The following is a 14676-nucleotide window of genomic DNA, read 5'->3' as shown; positions in this document are numbered from 1 at the left end:
GCGGTCAGACGGGGGTGAGCTCGAGGCCTCGTTCGCGCGCCAGGAACTCGCGCCAGTACGCCTGACCCTCCTCGGGGAGCGTGTAGATCGGGTCGTAGTAGGGGTACTCGCGCTGGAGCGCCTCCGGGTCGTCGTGCTCGATTCCCGTTCGGTAGTTCTTGCGCCAGCGAGAGATCCCCTTCGTGCGGTCGTATCCGCTCACCATGTGAACCCAGCGCTTACCGACGAACGGGACGTCGCACACGAAGCGAGGAGTGGCGAACCCCGGCAGATATCCCATGATCGCGAACTGGACGTCCTGTGCCTCCCATACCGAGAGTCGCCAGTGCTCGCTGTTCGGGATCATGTCGCACATGTAGAAGTAGTAGGGCATTACCTTGGCGTGATCGAGCAACATGAAACAGAGCTCGAGGACCTGGTTCGGGGTGGTGTTCACGCCGCGGAGCAGCACTCCCTGGTTGCGGACGTCGCGGTAGCCCATGTCGAGCATCTTCCGAACGGCATTGCCGACGAGCGGCGTCACCTGCTGCGCCGCGTTCACGTGGGTGTGGATCGCCACCTCGACGCCGCGCTGATGCGCTCGTTCGGCGATCGCCTCGTAGCCGGCGAGCACGTCGTCCTGGAGGAAGTGCTGGGGGATGCCCATCAAGCCCTTCGTGGCGATGCGAACATCTCGAACGTTCTCGATGTCGAGCAGCTGGAAGAGCCACCCCTGCAACCGCTTGATGGGGACGTTCGCCATGTCGCCGCCGGAGACAACGACGTCGCGGACGCTCGGCGTGCGCCGCAGGTAGTCGAGCATCGCGTCCCACCGCTCGTTCTGCTTCGCCTCGAACTTGTACTTCAGGAATTGCTCGGTGTCGTTGCCCACGAGGTCCATCCGCGTGCAGTGACCGCAATACTGCGGACAGGTCGGGATCAGCTCCGCGAGGACCTTGGTCGGGTAGCGATGGGTGAGTCCCTCGACGGCCCACATGTCGGCTTCGTGCAAGGAGTCGCGTGAGGCCATCGGGTGTGAGGGAAACTCCGTCGCGCGATCGCCGAACGCGGGTGCCATGTACCGGCGAACCGGATCGGCGCGAAGATCGGCGAAGTCCATCGTGTTCAGCATCTGCGGCGGGAGGAGCATCGACATCGTGGCGCGCTCGAGCTGGTCGCGCTCGATGTCGGCGTAAAGCTCGTCGTCGAGGAGCTCGCCGAGCGCCCGTTTGAGCTCGTTCAGGTTCTTCACGGTGTGGGCGCGCTGCCATTGCGCGGACTCCCACTCCTCCTTCGTGACGTCGCGGTAGCCGGGGATCCTGGTCCAGTCAGGCTCGACGTACTCGCGCGTGAGCGGATAGGTGAACGGCTGCTCCGCGGCGTGGGCGTGCCCGGCTTCGTGACGGGGACGGGTCCTGTCCTGGGGCGTTGTCTCCATCGCTCGTCCTCTCATCGGCGCGATTCCAGGTCGGCCCCGGGGGCGCCGGAAGGATCAGGGTACCGGGACATCGTACCCGCGGTTCGTTCAGTCGAACACCCCGAACTCCGAACATCATTCGGGAGTTTTTAGGCGGCAAGTGCGTGCGCATTCCCGAGGCGGCGCGCCGAGCCATGGTGATATCGTCGGCTGTCGAGGGCACCGCACGGTTGTTCGGCAACGCGAGCAGTTCCCTCCCGGCGCCGAGGCGCCGGAGGCCCGACGGGCGGCACCACCAGGCCCGGACGGCCGAGGAAGGAGGGATCGCTCAGTGGCAACCGGTACGGTGAAGTGGTTCAGCCCGGAGAAGGGGTACGGCTTCATCTCTCAGGAGGGTGGACCGGACGTCTTCGTGCACTTCAGCGCGATCGAGGGCGCCGGATACCGCAACCTCGAAGAGGGCCAGCAGGTTGAGTTCGAGGTGACGCAGGGGGACAAGGGTCCGCAGGCATCGAACGTCCGCCTCGTCGGCTGAACCTTCCAACGAACGCAAGAACAACAACGCAAGAACGAGGGACCCGCGATCGCGGGTCCCTCGTCACGTTCTGTGGATCCGGCGCTGCGGCCTTGGCGTCAGCGACGTCCGCGCGGGCCGCCCCGCCCGAAGTCTCGCCCGCCTCGTGGGCGGCGTTCGAACCGCCCTGCGTCCTTGTCGGGACGGGGCAGTCGCAGCCTGAGCGGCGGCGGACCGGAGCGCTCGTAGCGCACCCAGAGGTGATCGACCTGAGGTTTCCGCTCGACCTCCCGCCACCCCGCCGCGAGCAGATGGCGGTGTCGTCCGGCGGCGTTCTTCCGAAGCTTGTCGGTGTTCGGCACCTTCAGGTACAGGCGCTCGACGCGAACTTCCTTGTAGTCGGCCATTGGTCGTTCAGGGTAGCAGGGCCTCGTTGGGCCGCAGCCGCTCGTAAGCTGGATCGTCCGAACGCGAGCTCCGGAGGTCCCCATGCAGAACGACGTTCGCGCACCCGAGCCGGCCACGTCGCGGGACGGGTGGATGGAGCTCGCAGCCCAGCTCGCCGTCGACTCGATCCGCTCGTCGACGGCGGCCGGATCGGGACACCCCACGTCCTCCCTCTCGGCCGCTCAGCTGGTCGCCGTCCTGTACACGACGCATCTGCGCACCCACGTGTCCGATCCCAAGAACCTCGCGAACGACCGGTTCGTCTTGTCGAAGGGTCACGCTTCGCCGCTGCTGTACGCGACGTTGAAGGCGATCGGGGCGATCGACGACGAGCAGCTGATGACGTTTCGGACGTTCGGCTCCCCGGTCCAAGGTCATCCGGTTCCGCTCCCCGACATGCCGTGGATCGACGTGGCTACGGGATCGCTGGGGCAGGGGCTGCCGATCGGCCTGGGAATGGCGTTGGCGATGAAGCTGGACCGGATCCCCGCCCGCGTGTGGGTCATGCTCGGCGACTCGGAATCGGCGGAGGGATCCGTGTGGGAGGCGTTCGAGAACGCGTCGTTCCACGGCCTAGACAACCTGATCGCGATCCTCGACATGAACCGGCTCGGACAGCGCGGTCCGACGATGCTCGAGTGGCAGGGAGACGTCTATGCCGAGCGCGTCAGGGCGTTCGGCTGGTACGCGGTCACGGTCGACGGTCACGACGTCGAGGCGATCGATGCCGCGTACCGAGACGCCGAGTCCGCCGGGCGCCCGGCGCTCGTCGTGGCCAAGACGCAGAAGGGTCACGGCGTCTCGTTCCTGCAGGACAAGGAGGGGTGGCACGGCAAGGCGTTGTCGTCCGAGGAGGCCGAGCGCGCGATCGCTGAGCTCGGCGGCGTACGCGACCTCCACGTGACCCCACCGAAACCGGAGGCGGGAGCCAGGCCGGTCGAACGCGGCGGAGCCGTGACGGTGCCGACGTACGGCGGCGAGATCGCGACGCGGAAGGCGTTCGGCGAGACGCTCGCCGCGCTGGCCGCACGGCCGGAGGTCGTCGTTCTTGACGGAGAGGTGTCGAACTCGACCCATACGGAGGACTTCCAGAAGGTCGCTCCCGAACGCTTCGTCGAGAGCTACATCGCCGAGCAGGCCATGGTCGGCATGGCCGTCGGCCTGCAGTCGCTCGGCAAGACGGCGTTCGCTGCGACGTTCGGCGCGTTCTTCACGCGTGCGTACGACTTCGTCCGGATGGCCGCGATCAGCCGCGCGGACCTTCGGCTGTCCGGCTCGCACGCGGGCGTGTCGATCGGCGAGGACGGACCGTCGCAGATGGCCCTCGAGGACCTGGCGATGATGCGCGCGGTCCACGGATCGACCGTCCTCTACCCCGCGGACGGCAACTCGACGGCCAAGCTCGTCGTCGCGATGGCCGACCTTCCGGGCATCTCGTATCTGCGGACGACGCGTGAGAAGACCCCGAAGCTCTACGACGCGGACGTCGAATTCAGGGTCGGCGGGAGTGTCGTGCTTCGCTCGTCGGCAGACGACCGCGTCACGCTCGTCGGCGCCGGTGTCACGGTGTTCGAATCGATGAAGGCGGCCGATGCGCTCGCCGACGACGGCATCTCGGCGCGTGTGATCGACGCGTACTCGATCAAGCCGATCGACGCCGGTACGCTCCATACGGCGCTCGCCGAGACGGGGCTCGTGGTGACCGTCGAGGATCACTGGCCGGAGGGCGGTCTGGGAGAGGCGGTGCTGGGCGCGCTCGCGAGCGAAGGTGAGATCGCCGGCCGAGTTCATGTCATCGCGGTTCGTGACATGCCGGGATCCGGCAAACCCGAAGAGATGCGCGAGTGGGCTGGCATCTCGGCGTCGAAGATCGCCGAGACCGTTCGCTCGCTCTTGGGTTAACCGATCTCGAGCGGGACGATCTCGAACCGATCGACGTCGATCAGGCCGCGATCGGTCAATTTCAGCTCGGGAACGACCGACAGCGCCATGAACGACATCGCCATGAACGGCGAGGGGAGCGTCGCCCCGAGCTGTTGGCGCGCGGCGACGCCGATCGCGCGAACGGACGACGCGACCTCCTCGACCGGGCGGTCCGAGATCAGTCCGCCGATCGGGCAGGGGACCTCTCCGACGACGCGGCCATCCGCCACGGCGACCTGACCGCCGCTGATCTCGCGGAGTCTGTTCGCCGCGGCGGCCATGTCGTCGTCGTCGACTCCAACGACGACGACGTTGTGGGCGTCGTGCGCGTGCGTCGACGCGAGCGCGCCGCGCCGGAGACCGAAGCCGCGGACGAACCCGAGCCCGATACGACCCGTCTCCTTGTGACGCTCGACGACGGCCATCTTCGCCAGGTCGCGTTCCGGATCGGCGGCCGCGACTCCGTTGCGGCGGCCGGGCTCGTCCTGGAGCGCCTTCGTCACGATCTGTCCGGCCTCGACACCGATCACTCGGACGCGCCCGTTGGCGACGATCGCGAAGTCACCACCCGAGAGCTGACGCACCCGGACGCTGCCCCGCATCCAGTCCGGCGCGTTGGCCTTCGGAACGGGCAGTGCCCGCCCGTCCTCGGCGACCAGGCGTCCCCGCTTCCACACGCGCTCGGGTCGGAACGACGCGAGGTCCGGAACGGCGAGGACATCTGCGAGGTAACCGGGCGCAACGGCGCCGTGCTCGTACAGGCGGTGATATCGCGCGGCGTTCAGCGTGGCCATGACGACCGCGTCGGCGGGTGCGACCCCCAAGGCGACGGCCTTGCGGACGAGGTCGTTGACGTGACCTTGTTCGAGCAGATGATCCGGCTCGAGGTCGTCCGTGCAGAGCAGGCAGTTGGTTGGGCCGAAGCGCCGCACCAGCGGAACGAGGGCCTCGAGGTTCTTCGCTGCCGATCCCTCGCGGATCATGATCCACATGCCGAGGCGTCGCTTCTCGAGCGCCTCATCGAACGTCGTGCACTCGTGGTCGCTCCGGACCCCGGCCGCGAGGTAGGCGTTCAGCGCGCGTCCCGAAAGACCGGGAGCGTGTCCGTCGACCTGCCGGCCGGACGCGGCTTCGATCTTGGCGATGGCGTCGTCGGCTCCGCCGACGACGCCCGGGAAGTCCATCATCTCCGCGAGCCCAATCGCGTTCGGTTCCTCGGCGAGAAATCGCGCAATGTCGTCGGCGGTGACGGTCGCGGCGCTGGATTCGAACGGCGATGCGGGGACGCACGACGATGCCATGACGAAGTAGTCGAGGGGAACCTGGTCAGCGCTCCGGAGGATCGACCGAACGCCGTCCAGGCCGAAGACGTTCGCGATCTCGTGCGGATCGAGCACGACCGTCGTCGTTCCCCATGGGAGTGCGGCGCGCGCGAACTCGTCGACCATCAGCTTGGTCGACTCGATGTGCATGTGGCCATCGACGAGGCCGGGAAGAAGGATCAGGCCAGAGACGTCGGCGATCTCAGACCCTTCGTAGCCCTCGCCGACGCCCGCGACGTACTCGCCAGAGATGGCCACGTCGGCGGGAACGAGCTCCCCCGTGAACACCGAGAGCACCGTGCCGCCGCGGAGCACGACATCGGCGGGCTCGTCGCCCCTGGCGACTGCCAGTCTGCGGGCGAGGTCACGCGCCATGCCCGGAGGGTACCGGAACGTTTTGCCGGTAGGATCGGCCGCAGTGGAAGCGCCTGTGCCTCGCCTTCGAGGCAAGATTCATCAGGCCGCCTTCTTCGTCTCCGTGCCGGCCGCGATCGCGCTCGTGCTGATCGCGCGCGGCGCCGTGGCGACGGCCGTGGCATCGATCTACGCAACGAGCCTTGTTGCGCTGTTCGGCGCTAGCGCCGCCTACCACGTCGGTCGATGGTCGCCGCGGGCGCGAGTGCGCATGAAGAGCCTGGACCACTCGATGATCTACGTGTTGATCGCGGGAACCTACACCCCGGTAACGGTCCTCGCGCTGCGCGGGCCATGGGAAGCGGTCCTGCTGTCCACCGCGTGGTCCGGCGCCGCGGTCGGCGTGGCGCTGAAGCTGGCGCGTCCGAACGGGCTCGGCGTCGCGAGCGCGGTGCTGTACATGGCTCTTGGTTGGTTGGCCGTCATCGCGCTCCCACGACTCGTGGACGCGATGTGGCTGGCCGGTGCGGTTCTGATGATTGCCGGCGGGCTCCTCTACACGGGGGGTGCGATCGTGCTCGCCAGGCGTCGTCCCGACCCTCGCCCGGCGACGTTCGGCTACCACGAGGTGTGGCATGCCTTCCAGGTCGCGGCCGCCGTCTGCCACTTCGCGATGGTCGCGCTCGTCGTCCGGTGAAGCGCTCCTGGTACTGTGAATGCCAAGGACGGCGTCGCCGTCCTGTGAGGTTCCGCTCCTCCCCCTCGTTCCTCCTTCAGGCGGTCTCGGGGCCAAGATCGAAACCTCCCCACGATCCGCCTCCGGCGTGAACCGCCGGTGCAAGCAAGGAGAGAACGTGCCAACTGCTACCTTCGCCGAGCTCGGCGTGTCCGAGCCAGTTGTCGAGGCGCTTCGCGCGCTCGGCATCGATACCCCGTTCCCCGTCCAGACTCTTGTCATCGCCGACGCGATCTCCGGTCGCGACGTCCTCGCCCGTTCGCGAACGGGCTCGGGCAAGACGCTCGCGTTCGCGCTACCGATCGTGGAGCGAGTGCGTGTGGATGAACCCGCTCCGGTTGCTCTCGTCCTGGTCCCGACGCGTGAGCTCGCGCAGCAGGTCGCCGACGACTTCGACCCCGTCGCGAAGGCGAAGGGCCTTCGAGTGGGCGTCGCGTACGGCGGTACGAGGGTGCGCGAGCAAGCACGCGATATCAGGCGAGCACACGTGCTCGTCGCGACGCCCGGCCGGCTGCGGGACCTCGCGGAACGTCGGCTCGTCGATCTGGGCAATGTTCGGATCCTCGTCCTGGACGAGGCGGACCGAATGCTCGACATGGGGTTCCAGCCCCAGGTCGATCAGATCGTCGGGCGCATCACCAAGGATCGCCAGACGATGTTCTTCTCGGCGACGCTCGACGGAGCCGTTGGCGCGATGGCCCGCTTGTACACACGTCGGGCCGTCCTGCACGAGGTGGAAGCGAGCATCGAATCGGCAGAGGGTGTCGACCACAGATTCGTCTCCGTCTCTGCACATTCGAAGGCGGACGCGCTCGCCGAGCTCCTCCGCCACGACGACGGACTCACGCTCGTGTTTGTCCGCACCAAGCGCGGCGCCGACCGGTTGGTCCGCAAGCTCGCCGAGAAGGACATCAAAGCCGCCCCGCTCCACGGCGACATGACGCAAGTGGCTCGTCAGCGCGCGCTCGAGCGCTTCGAGGCGGCCCGCGTCGACGTTCTCGTTGCGACGGACGTCGCCGCCCGCGGCCTGGACCTCGACGGGATCAGTCACGTCGTGAACTACGACCCGCCCCAGGACGAGAAGTCGTACGTTCACCGGATCGGTCGAACGGCGCGTGCGGGCAGGACCGGGACCGGGATCACGCTCGTCACAGCCGAGCAGCAGGGCGACGTCGGGCGGATGGCCGCGCGTCTCGCACTTCACGACGCGTTCGAGCTCGATGGGATGAAGGTCGCCCCGCCACGCGTGGTGTACTCCGCGTCCGCGTCGGGGCGACGATCGGGTCTTCGCTCCAGGCGCCGGCGGCTCGTCTAGGTCGCGGGTTTGCCGGCCGCCGTTCTGTTGCGAGGCCGCTAGTCGCCGACGACCTGTAGCCCAGCCCGACGGTGACGCGCCAAGACGTCCGCCGCGGGAACGGGCTTGCAGAAGTAGTAGCCCTGCCCGAGCCGGCAGCCGTTCTCGACGAGGAACTGCCATTCCTGCGCCGTCTCGATGCCCTCGGCGAGCGGCGTCATGCCGAGACCCTCGGCGAGCTGGATGATCGCCTTCACCATGTTGCCCGCCTGCTCGTCGGCGTGAACTTCGTGGATGAAGGAACGGTCGATCTTCAAGACGTCGACCGGCATGTGCTTCAGACGCGACAGCGATGAGTAGCCGGTGCCGAAATCGTCGATCGCCAAGCGCAGGCCCTTCGCGTGGAGGTCCCACAGGGTCCGCAAGGTGCGATCGGGATCCGTCATCGCCGTGGACTCGGTCACCTCGACGATCGTTCGGGGTGCCGCGACGTCCTGCGTTGCCAGCCTGGCCAGGATCCGCGTAGCGACGTCGGGCTGCCACAGCTGACGCGGCGACAGGTTGAAGGACAGCTCGAGTTCGAGTCCCTCCTGACGCCAGGCGGCGTCCTGTCGCGCGACCTCCTCGATGACCCAGTCACCGATCATCTCGATCAGGCCCATCTCTTCCGCCAACGGGATGAACTCGCCGGGCGGCACGAGACCGCCGTTCGGGTCGTTCAACCGGATCAGCGCCTCGACGCCGATGGTCTTTCCGTCGGTGAGGTCGACGATCGGTTGGTAGTGGAGCTCCCAGTGTTGTTGCTCGACGGCCTTCCGCAGCAGCGTCGAGAGCGACAGCCGTCCGAGCGCGTCGACGTTCTCGTCGGCGTAGGTGGAGTAGCCGCCTGACGAGTTTCGTTTGCTCCGGAACATCGCAGCGCCCGCGTTCCTCAGCAGCTCGGCCGGCTCGTCGGCGTGGTTCGGGTAGAGCGCGATGCCCATGCTGGCGCTGAGATACACCTCGGTCTCGCCGAGATCGAACGGCGCGATGAGGGCCTGGCGAACGCGCGCGGCCACACCCTCGGCGACGAGCACAGCGGCGTCGGGTGAGCCCGGCGGGCCCGAACGGTCGATGTCGGCGAGGAGCAGAAGGAACTCGTCGCCGCTCTGCCTGGCCACGAGGTCGGTCTCTCGCGTCGCCTCGCGGAGGCGGTCGGCGAGCTGACGGATGAGCTCGTCTCCCTTCTCGTGACCGAGGCTGTCGTTCACGAGCTTGAAGTCGTCGAGATCCGTGCAGATCACTGCGACGGCCATGTCGTGGCGGCGCGCTCGCGCGATCGCGAGGTTGAGGAGCTCCTCGAACATCGCCTTGTTCGGAAGGCCGGTCAGCTTGTCGTGATAGGCGAGGAATGCGGCCTGCTCCTCCGCGTTCTTGCGGTCGGTGATGTCGAGCATGACGCCCTCGATGAAGGCGGGATCGCCGTTCTCGTCGTGGATGACGACGGCGCTGTCGCGGAACCACACCTGTCGCCCGTCGGTGGACATGAGTCGGTACTCGAAGGTGAACGGTTTGCCCCCCTTTCGTCCTCGGGTGTACGTGTCGAGCGCTTGCTTCCGGTCGTCGGGGTGGAGCTGTCTCGTCCAGAGCTCAGGGTCGTCGATGTACTCCTGCGGTGTGAAACCGAGGAGGGCCTCGATCTGGGGGCTCACGTACGTGGTGGCCATGGACTCGTCGGCCACGTCGACGTAGACGATCGCCGGGATCTGCTCGACGAGGGCGCGGTACCTGGCGTCGAGCTCCCGAAACTCGGCGTCGACCCGGTGGAGGTCGTCCCCGATAACGTCGAGGAGCTCACGCGCACGCTCGGGCAACTCCCCGAGATGATCGAGGAGCTCCCGTAGGGCGACCAACGCAGGCACGCGTCCCTGGTGGGACGTCGGGTCCACGTACTCCCTTTCTCTCCGTGCCCTAGGTATCGGCTCGTCGAAGGGGGGAGTTGACCGTCGAGACCGAGGGTGCCAGTAGGCCCGTTCGGGGACGAGGCCCGGACACCTCACGCCAGAGACGGGGCGTTGAGTAGCCGTGGGACCGGACGGCGTGCGTCCGGTCCCACGAGAGACCTCAGCAGGTGTGCTCGTCCGGCAGGAGCGGACGGAACACCAGCGCGAACTCGCCGGAATCGCTCACCCACGGTGTGAGCTGGTTGGCCGACTGCGCCTCCGGCAGGAGCGTTGAGAGGTCATTGCCGGCGACGACCCCGCAGCGGACGTCGGTCATGTTCGCGTCGGGCTCTCCGAACCGATCCAGCTCCGGAAGGATCGGCCAGTCCACCGGGCGCTGCTCGAGCTCGGGGTCTCCGCGGTACGGAAGGACATACACCCGCATCTCGCTCGGCTCGAACGGCTCCTCCGGTCCGAACGAACCCTCGGGCAGCCAGCTCGCGAGATCGCCGATCTTGACCTGGAAGTCGTAGAGCGCCTGGCGCGCCTCGGCGTCGACGCCCGGGCACTGAGCAGGTTCCTCCGCGGCCTCGGTGAACCCGAGCGCGTAGGCGGAGACGGTGTGGGTCCGGCCTTCCGCAACCACCGTGAACGTCGTGGTCGGCAGGTCCGTTACGCAGGGGTAGTCGAAGGTGGCGTCGGCGCCGAAGAGTCCCGCAGCGCGCGCCTCGCGCAGGATCGCCTGCACGGCTTCCTCGGTGAGCTGGCGGACCTGCAGGTTCGGCATGGCCGGGCCTGGATAGATCTCGATCACGGGGCCCTCGACAATCATCCTGCCGTCGCCGTAGATGGAGATGCCGGGCAACGAGCGGAGGTTGAACTCCACGGGGACGAAGCCCCCGCCGGTAGCGATTCGGAGCACGAGCTCGTTCGCTCCGGTCGGGTGCAAGATCGATCCGTTGCCATCACCGTCGCCGTCACCCGCGCCGTCGTCGCTCAGTCGGCCGCAGGCCGCGAGGAACGCGACGGCAGCGAGGGCGATCGCGATGATGCGCGTCTTCATGACTGGTCCTCCTTCTCGTCGAGGCCCACTCGGCGGCGCCTCGACCCGATGGGTGTTCGCGCTTTGACGACCTGCGCCGTCGGCGGGTTCCTCGACCGTGCGTACGGCACGCGAGCGGGTACGCTCCCACCGATGGGCACGATGCGCGCCCTGCGGAAGACATCGGCACGTCGCGGCGCCGACCTGGAGGACATCCCGGTACCAGAGCCCGGCGAGGGCGAGGTCCTCGTCCGCGTCCACGCGGCCTCGATCTGCGGCACCGATCTCCACATCTACGACTGGAACGAGTGGGCGCAGGGCCGGATCACTAGCCTGCCGATGACGTTCGGCCACGAGGTCGCGGGGTGGGTCGAGTCGGTGGGACCGGAGGTCCATCACCTCGCGCCCGGCGCCTTCGTCGCGGCCGAGACCCACATCGCGTGCGGGATCTGCTCCACGTGCCGTACCGGCCGCGCCCACATCTGCAGGAACCTTCGCATCCTCGGTGTCGACACCGAAGGAGCCTTCGCCGAATACGTCGTCGTGCCGGCCGCGAACGTATGGATCGTGGGCGAGGGGATCGACCCCGATCACGCGTCGGTGATGGAGCCGTTCGGCAACGCAGTGCATGCGGCGTTCGGGACCGAGGGCGGGGAGGACCTGCTCACGAACCCGGTTGCCGTGATCGGCTGCGGGCCTATCGGTCTGTTCTCCGTAGCCATCGCCAGGGCGCTCGGTGCGTGGAAGGTTTTCGCGATCGAGCCGAACGACGAGCGTCGCGCCCTCGCCGGCCGTATGGGGGCCGACCTGTTGGTCGATCCGACCGTCGAGGATCCGGTGGAGGTCGTCCTCCGCGAGACCGACGGCAACGGCGCCGAAGTCGTGCTCGAGATGTCCGGGAACGCGCGCGCGATCGATCAGGGAACGAAGATGCTCGCGCGTGGAGGGCGGATGTCTCTGCTCGGCCTTCCGGACGCCCCGGTCACGCTCGACCTCAACGATCAGGTGATCTTCAAGGAGGCGAAGATCCTGGGGATCACCGGCCGTGAGATGTTCCGAACCTGGCAGCAGACAACGACGCTACTCTCGACGGGGCGAGTCGACATCTCTCCGGTGATCACGCATCGTTTCGGGCTCGAGCGGTACGACGAGGCGTTCGAGACGGCCGCGTCGGGACGAGCGGCGAAGGTGATCATGTTCCCGGGGGCGTGATGCGCTCGTCCCGCAGCGTCAGAGATACCCGGCCGTTCCGGTGGCCGGTGGTTCGGTCGATGGCGCGCTAGAGATCTGCGCCACGCTGAACGGCAGGACCTTGACGTCGTTCCCGCCGAGGGACACGACGAAGCGATAATCACCGGCCTGCGTGAGCGGCATGCCGTTCAGGTTCAGCGCGATGGGGACGATCTGCTCGTCGGCCGCGCCGGCGGTGAACTCGCCGCCGAGCCGGCCGCCGGTGCCGCCGGGTCCCGCGCCCAGCTGGATCTCCGCTCCGTTGGGACCCTCGACGCGGAGGTCGAACCGACGACGCTCGTTCCGAGTGCTTGCGGGCAGTCGAAAGAGCAGCCCGATGCCGATGCGATCGTGGCGAGCCGGAAACGTCGGAACGACAATCCGGTTCCAGCCCACACCGAGCGCGTACAGCTTGCCCTGAACGGCGACGACGGAGTCGGCCAGGAACGCGTCGACCTCAATCGCCATCGTCCGACGCTATCGCATGCGTTAGCGTGGGCGCGATGGCAGGTTCGCTCGACTTTCTGAAGGAACGTCTCGCCGAGCTCGAGTCGCAGCGACTGGCGATCCGTCCGCGTACGCTGGAGGGCCCTACGGGCGCTCGGGCGCGGTTCGACGGCCGCGACGTGATCAATCTCGCGTCGAACAACTACCTCGGCCTGGCGAACCATCCGCGCATGAACGCCGCCGCTTCGAGTGCCGCGGCGGAGCTCGGTGCCGGGACCGGCGCGGTCCGCACGATCGCCGGCACCATGACGATGCACGAGGAGCTCGAGCGACGATTCGCCGAGTTCAAGCACGCCGAGGACGCCCTTATGTTCCAGTCGGGGTTCACGGCGAACGCCGGAACGGTCGCCGCGGTCCTGGACAAGGAAGACGTGATCGTCAGCGACCGCCTGAACCACGCGTCGATCATCGACGGCGCGCGGCTGTCGCGCGCGGAGATCAAGGTGTTCGATCACAAGGATGCGCAGCACGCGGATGAGCTCCTCGCGGAGACCGCCCGGCCGGGACGACGTCAGCTGCTGATCACCGACGGCGTGTTCTCGATGGACGGCGACATCGCGCCGCTGCCGGACCTCGTCGAGGTGGCCGAACGCCGGGGCGCCATCATGATGATCGACGACGCGCACGCATCCGGCGTCCTTGGCAAGGGCGGCGCCGGAACGGTCGATCATTTCGGCTTGCACCGGCGCGTTGACATCCAGGTGGGGACGCTGTCGAAGGCGATCGGCGTGCTCGGGGGGTTCATCGCGGGCCCCCGAGCGCTGATCGAGTGGCTCGTGAACCGGGGGCGTCCGTTCCTGTTCTCGACGAGCGCGCCCCCCGCCGTCGTCGCCGCGTGCATCGAGGCGCTCGACATCATCGCGGACGAGCCCGATCGACTCGAGCGCCTCTGGGACAACACCAGCGCATTCAAGACCGGGCTTCGCGAGCTCGGCTTCGACACCGGCGCCAGCGAGACGCCGATCACGCCGGTCGTCACCGAAGAAGAAGAGGCGACGCAGACCTTCGCCCGGCGCCTGTTCGAGGAGGGCGTGTTCACGCCGGCGATCGTGTTCCCAACGGTCGCGAAGGGTCTCGCACGGGTGCGTACGATCGTGACCGCCGAGCACACGGACGAGGACCTCGACGAGGCGCTGGAGATCTTCGGCCGCGTGGGGCGCGAGCTCGGTCTGCGTTAGTTCGCGGTTGCGGCGTTCTTTCGGGCGGCCGCCTCGACGCCGCGGAAGATCAGGTCGAGCCCGAACTCGAACTGCTGATCCGGTGCGCACTCCACGAAGTAGGGAAGGACGGCCGCCACGTTCTCGAGCCCTGCTTGGCGGATCCCTTGCATCGCGTACTCGTGTTGGCGGGCGTGTTCCTCGTCCTGGCCGAGCATGAGCCCCTGCTCCATCACGACGAACCCGAGGATGTAGCTGCCGATCGCGTTGAACGCCTGCGCAGCGTCGCGGTCGGACAGACCGGCGGCACGAAAGACGCCCAGCGCGGCGTCCATGGCCCGGAACGCCGCGAGCCCCTCGAGCGGCTTGTGCCGTTCCGCGAGGAGCTGGCAAAGCGGCGGGTGCAGCGTCAGGAGCCGTCGCCACTCGTAGGCCATCGTCCGGGCGTCCGTCTCCCAGTGACCGCTCGGTTCGGGGAAGCGGAACTCGCCCATGGCCATCTCGACAACGCCGGCAAGGATGTCGTCCTTGTCCTCGACGTGGTTGTAGAGCGACATGGCCTCGACGCCGAGCTCGCGACCGATCCGCCGCATCGTCACGGCCTCCAGCCCGTCCTGGTCCATCACCCGAAGCGCAGTCTCGAGGACCCGCTCACGCGTGAGGGGAGCACGGCGGATTGGCCGTCCTGCTCGTTCGGCTGTCGATCGTCGTCCGGCCGTCTTCACGTTCGACTCCGTTCACGAGCGCCCGGAATACTTGGGTGGCTCGGGGGTTGACACCTTACATCGTACGCATATACTCCGTACGCTGTAAGCATATGCCGTAAGTATAG

13 protein-coding genes are annotated in these 14676 nt (G+C 67.7%); 6 read left to right on the top strand and 7 right to left on the bottom strand.

Annotation, left to right across the window (positions count from 1 at the left end; all coding sequences use genetic code 11):
• Positions 1 to 4: 4 nt before the first annotated feature.
• A complete protein-coding gene (locus VFA08_13040; GenBank protein ID HYZ14513.1) occupies positions 5 to 1417 on the bottom strand; it encodes a lysine 2,3-aminomutase in 1413 nt (470 codons plus the stop codon).
• Between the two features lie 310 nt (positions 1418 to 1727).
• Between VFA08_13040 and VFA08_13035 the strand changes: the two genes are divergently transcribed.
• Complete coding sequence (locus VFA08_13035) at positions 1728 to 1931, top strand: cold-shock protein (protein ID HYZ14512.1); 204 nt, start codon at positions 1728 to 1730, stop codon at positions 1929 to 1931.
• Positions 1932 to 2029: 98 nt separating this feature from the next.
• On the opposite strand, the gene VFA08_13030 is transcribed toward VFA08_13035, so the two are convergent.
• Complete coding sequence (locus VFA08_13030; GenBank protein HYZ14511.1) at positions 2030 to 2317, bottom strand: hypothetical protein; 288 nt, start codon at positions 2315 to 2317, stop codon at positions 2030 to 2032.
• A gap of 82 nt (positions 2318 to 2399) precedes the next feature.
• Between VFA08_13030 and VFA08_13025 the strand changes: the two genes are divergently transcribed.
• Positions 2400 to 4259, top strand: a complete 1860-nt coding sequence (locus VFA08_13025) for a transketolase (GenBank protein HYZ14510.1) — start codon at positions 2400 to 2402, stop codon at positions 4257 to 4259.
• Here the strand turns inward: VFA08_13025 and ade are convergent.
• Complete coding sequence (ade, locus tag VFA08_13020) at positions 4256 to 5977, bottom strand: adenine deaminase (protein HYZ14509.1); 1722 nt, start codon at positions 5975 to 5977, stop codon at positions 4256 to 4258. The genes VFA08_13025 and ade overlap by 4 nt on opposite strands.
• Positions 5978 to 6020: 43 nt before the next feature.
• On the opposite strand from ade, the gene VFA08_13015 reads away from it, so the two are divergent.
• Together VFA08_13015 and VFA08_13010 are read left to right on the top strand one after the other, a co-directional pair.
• Complete coding sequence (locus VFA08_13015) at positions 6021 to 6653, top strand: hemolysin III family protein (protein HYZ14508.1); 633 nt, start codon at positions 6021 to 6023, stop codon at positions 6651 to 6653.
• A 157-nt stretch (positions 6654 to 6810) separates the two neighbouring features.
• Positions 6811 to 8007 carry a DEAD/DEAH box helicase gene (locus VFA08_13010; protein HYZ14507.1) on the top strand — a complete coding sequence of 399 codons (1197 nt, stop codon included), beginning with the start codon at positions 6811 to 6813 and terminating at the stop codon, positions 8005 to 8007.
• A 38-nt stretch (positions 8008 to 8045) separates the two neighbouring features.
• Here the strand turns inward: VFA08_13010 and VFA08_13005 are convergent, their stop codons facing one another.
• The gene (locus VFA08_13005) at positions 8046 to 9914 is read right to left on the bottom strand and encodes an EAL domain-containing protein (GenBank protein ID HYZ14506.1); all 1869 of its coding nucleotides are present in this window, start codon (positions 9912 to 9914) and stop codon (positions 8046 to 8048) included.
• A 175-nt stretch (positions 9915 to 10089) separates the two neighbouring features.
• Positions 10090 to 10971: a hypothetical protein gene (locus tag VFA08_13000; GenBank protein HYZ14505.1), complete on the bottom strand. Its 882-nt coding sequence runs from the start codon at positions 10969 to 10971 to the stop codon at positions 10090 to 10092.
• 132 nt (positions 10972 to 11103) lie between these two features.
• Between VFA08_13000 and tdh the strand changes: the two genes are divergently transcribed.
• Complete coding sequence (gene tdh / locus VFA08_12995; protein ID HYZ14504.1) at positions 11104 to 12162, top strand: L-threonine 3-dehydrogenase; 1059 nt, start codon at positions 11104 to 11106, stop codon at positions 12160 to 12162.
• 18 nt (positions 12163 to 12180) lie between these two features.
• Here the strand turns inward: tdh and VFA08_12990 are convergent, their stop codons facing one another.
• Positions 12181 to 12648 carry a hypothetical protein gene (locus VFA08_12990; GenBank protein HYZ14503.1) on the bottom strand — a complete coding sequence of 156 codons (468 nt, stop codon included), beginning with the start codon at positions 12646 to 12648 and terminating at the stop codon, positions 12181 to 12183.
• Positions 12649 to 12683: 35 nt separating this feature from the next.
• Between VFA08_12990 and VFA08_12985 the strand changes: the two genes are divergently transcribed.
• Positions 12684 to 13865: a glycine C-acetyltransferase gene (locus tag VFA08_12985; protein HYZ14502.1), complete on the top strand. Its 1182-nt coding sequence runs from the start codon at positions 12684 to 12686 to the stop codon at positions 13863 to 13865.
• Here VFA08_12985 and VFA08_12980 read toward each other — a convergent pair.
• Complete coding sequence (locus VFA08_12980; protein HYZ14501.1) at positions 13862 to 14569, bottom strand: TetR/AcrR family transcriptional regulator; 708 nt, start codon at positions 14567 to 14569, stop codon at positions 13862 to 13864. The genes VFA08_12985 and VFA08_12980 overlap by 4 nt on opposite strands.
• Between the last annotated feature and the right edge of the window lie 107 nt (positions 14570 to 14676).

Source organism: Actinomycetota bacterium, from assembly GCA_035640355.1.
Lineage (GTDB): Bacteria > Actinomycetota > UBA4738 > UBA4738 > HRBIN12 > CALGFI01.
This window is presented reverse-complemented; position numbering and strand designations above follow the sequence as displayed.

What these genes read in the sequence shown, in the direction of transcription:
- VFA08_12990 (HYZ14503.1), bottom strand. Translation starts at nt 12,648, where the DNA reads ATGGCGATTGAGGTCGACGCGTTCCTGGCCGACTCCGTCGTCGCCGTT.
- VFA08_13025 (HYZ14510.1), top strand. Translation starts at nt 2,400, where the DNA reads ATGCAGAACGACGTTCGCGCACCCGAGCCGGCCACGTCGCGGGACGGG.
- ade (HYZ14509.1), bottom strand. Translation starts at nt 5,977, where the DNA reads ATGGCGCGTGACCTCGCCCGCAGACTGGCAGTCGCCAGGGGCGACGAG.
- VFA08_13030 (HYZ14511.1), bottom strand. Translation starts at nt 2,317, where the DNA reads ATGGCCGACTACAAGGAAGTTCGCGTCGAGCGCCTGTACCTGAAGGTG.
- VFA08_13040 (HYZ14513.1), bottom strand. Translation starts at nt 1,417, where the DNA reads ATGGAGACAACGCCCCAGGACAGGACCCGTCCCCGTCACGAAGCCGGG.
- VFA08_12985 (HYZ14502.1), top strand. Translation starts at nt 12,684, where the DNA reads ATGGCAGGTTCGCTCGACTTTCTGAAGGAACGTCTCGCCGAGCTCGAG.
- tdh (HYZ14504.1), top strand. Translation starts at nt 11,104, where the DNA reads ATGGGCACGATGCGCGCCCTGCGGAAGACATCGGCACGTCGCGGCGCC.
- VFA08_13000 (HYZ14505.1), bottom strand. Translation starts at nt 10,971, where the DNA reads ATGAAGACGCGCATCATCGCGATCGCCCTCGCTGCCGTCGCGTTCCTC.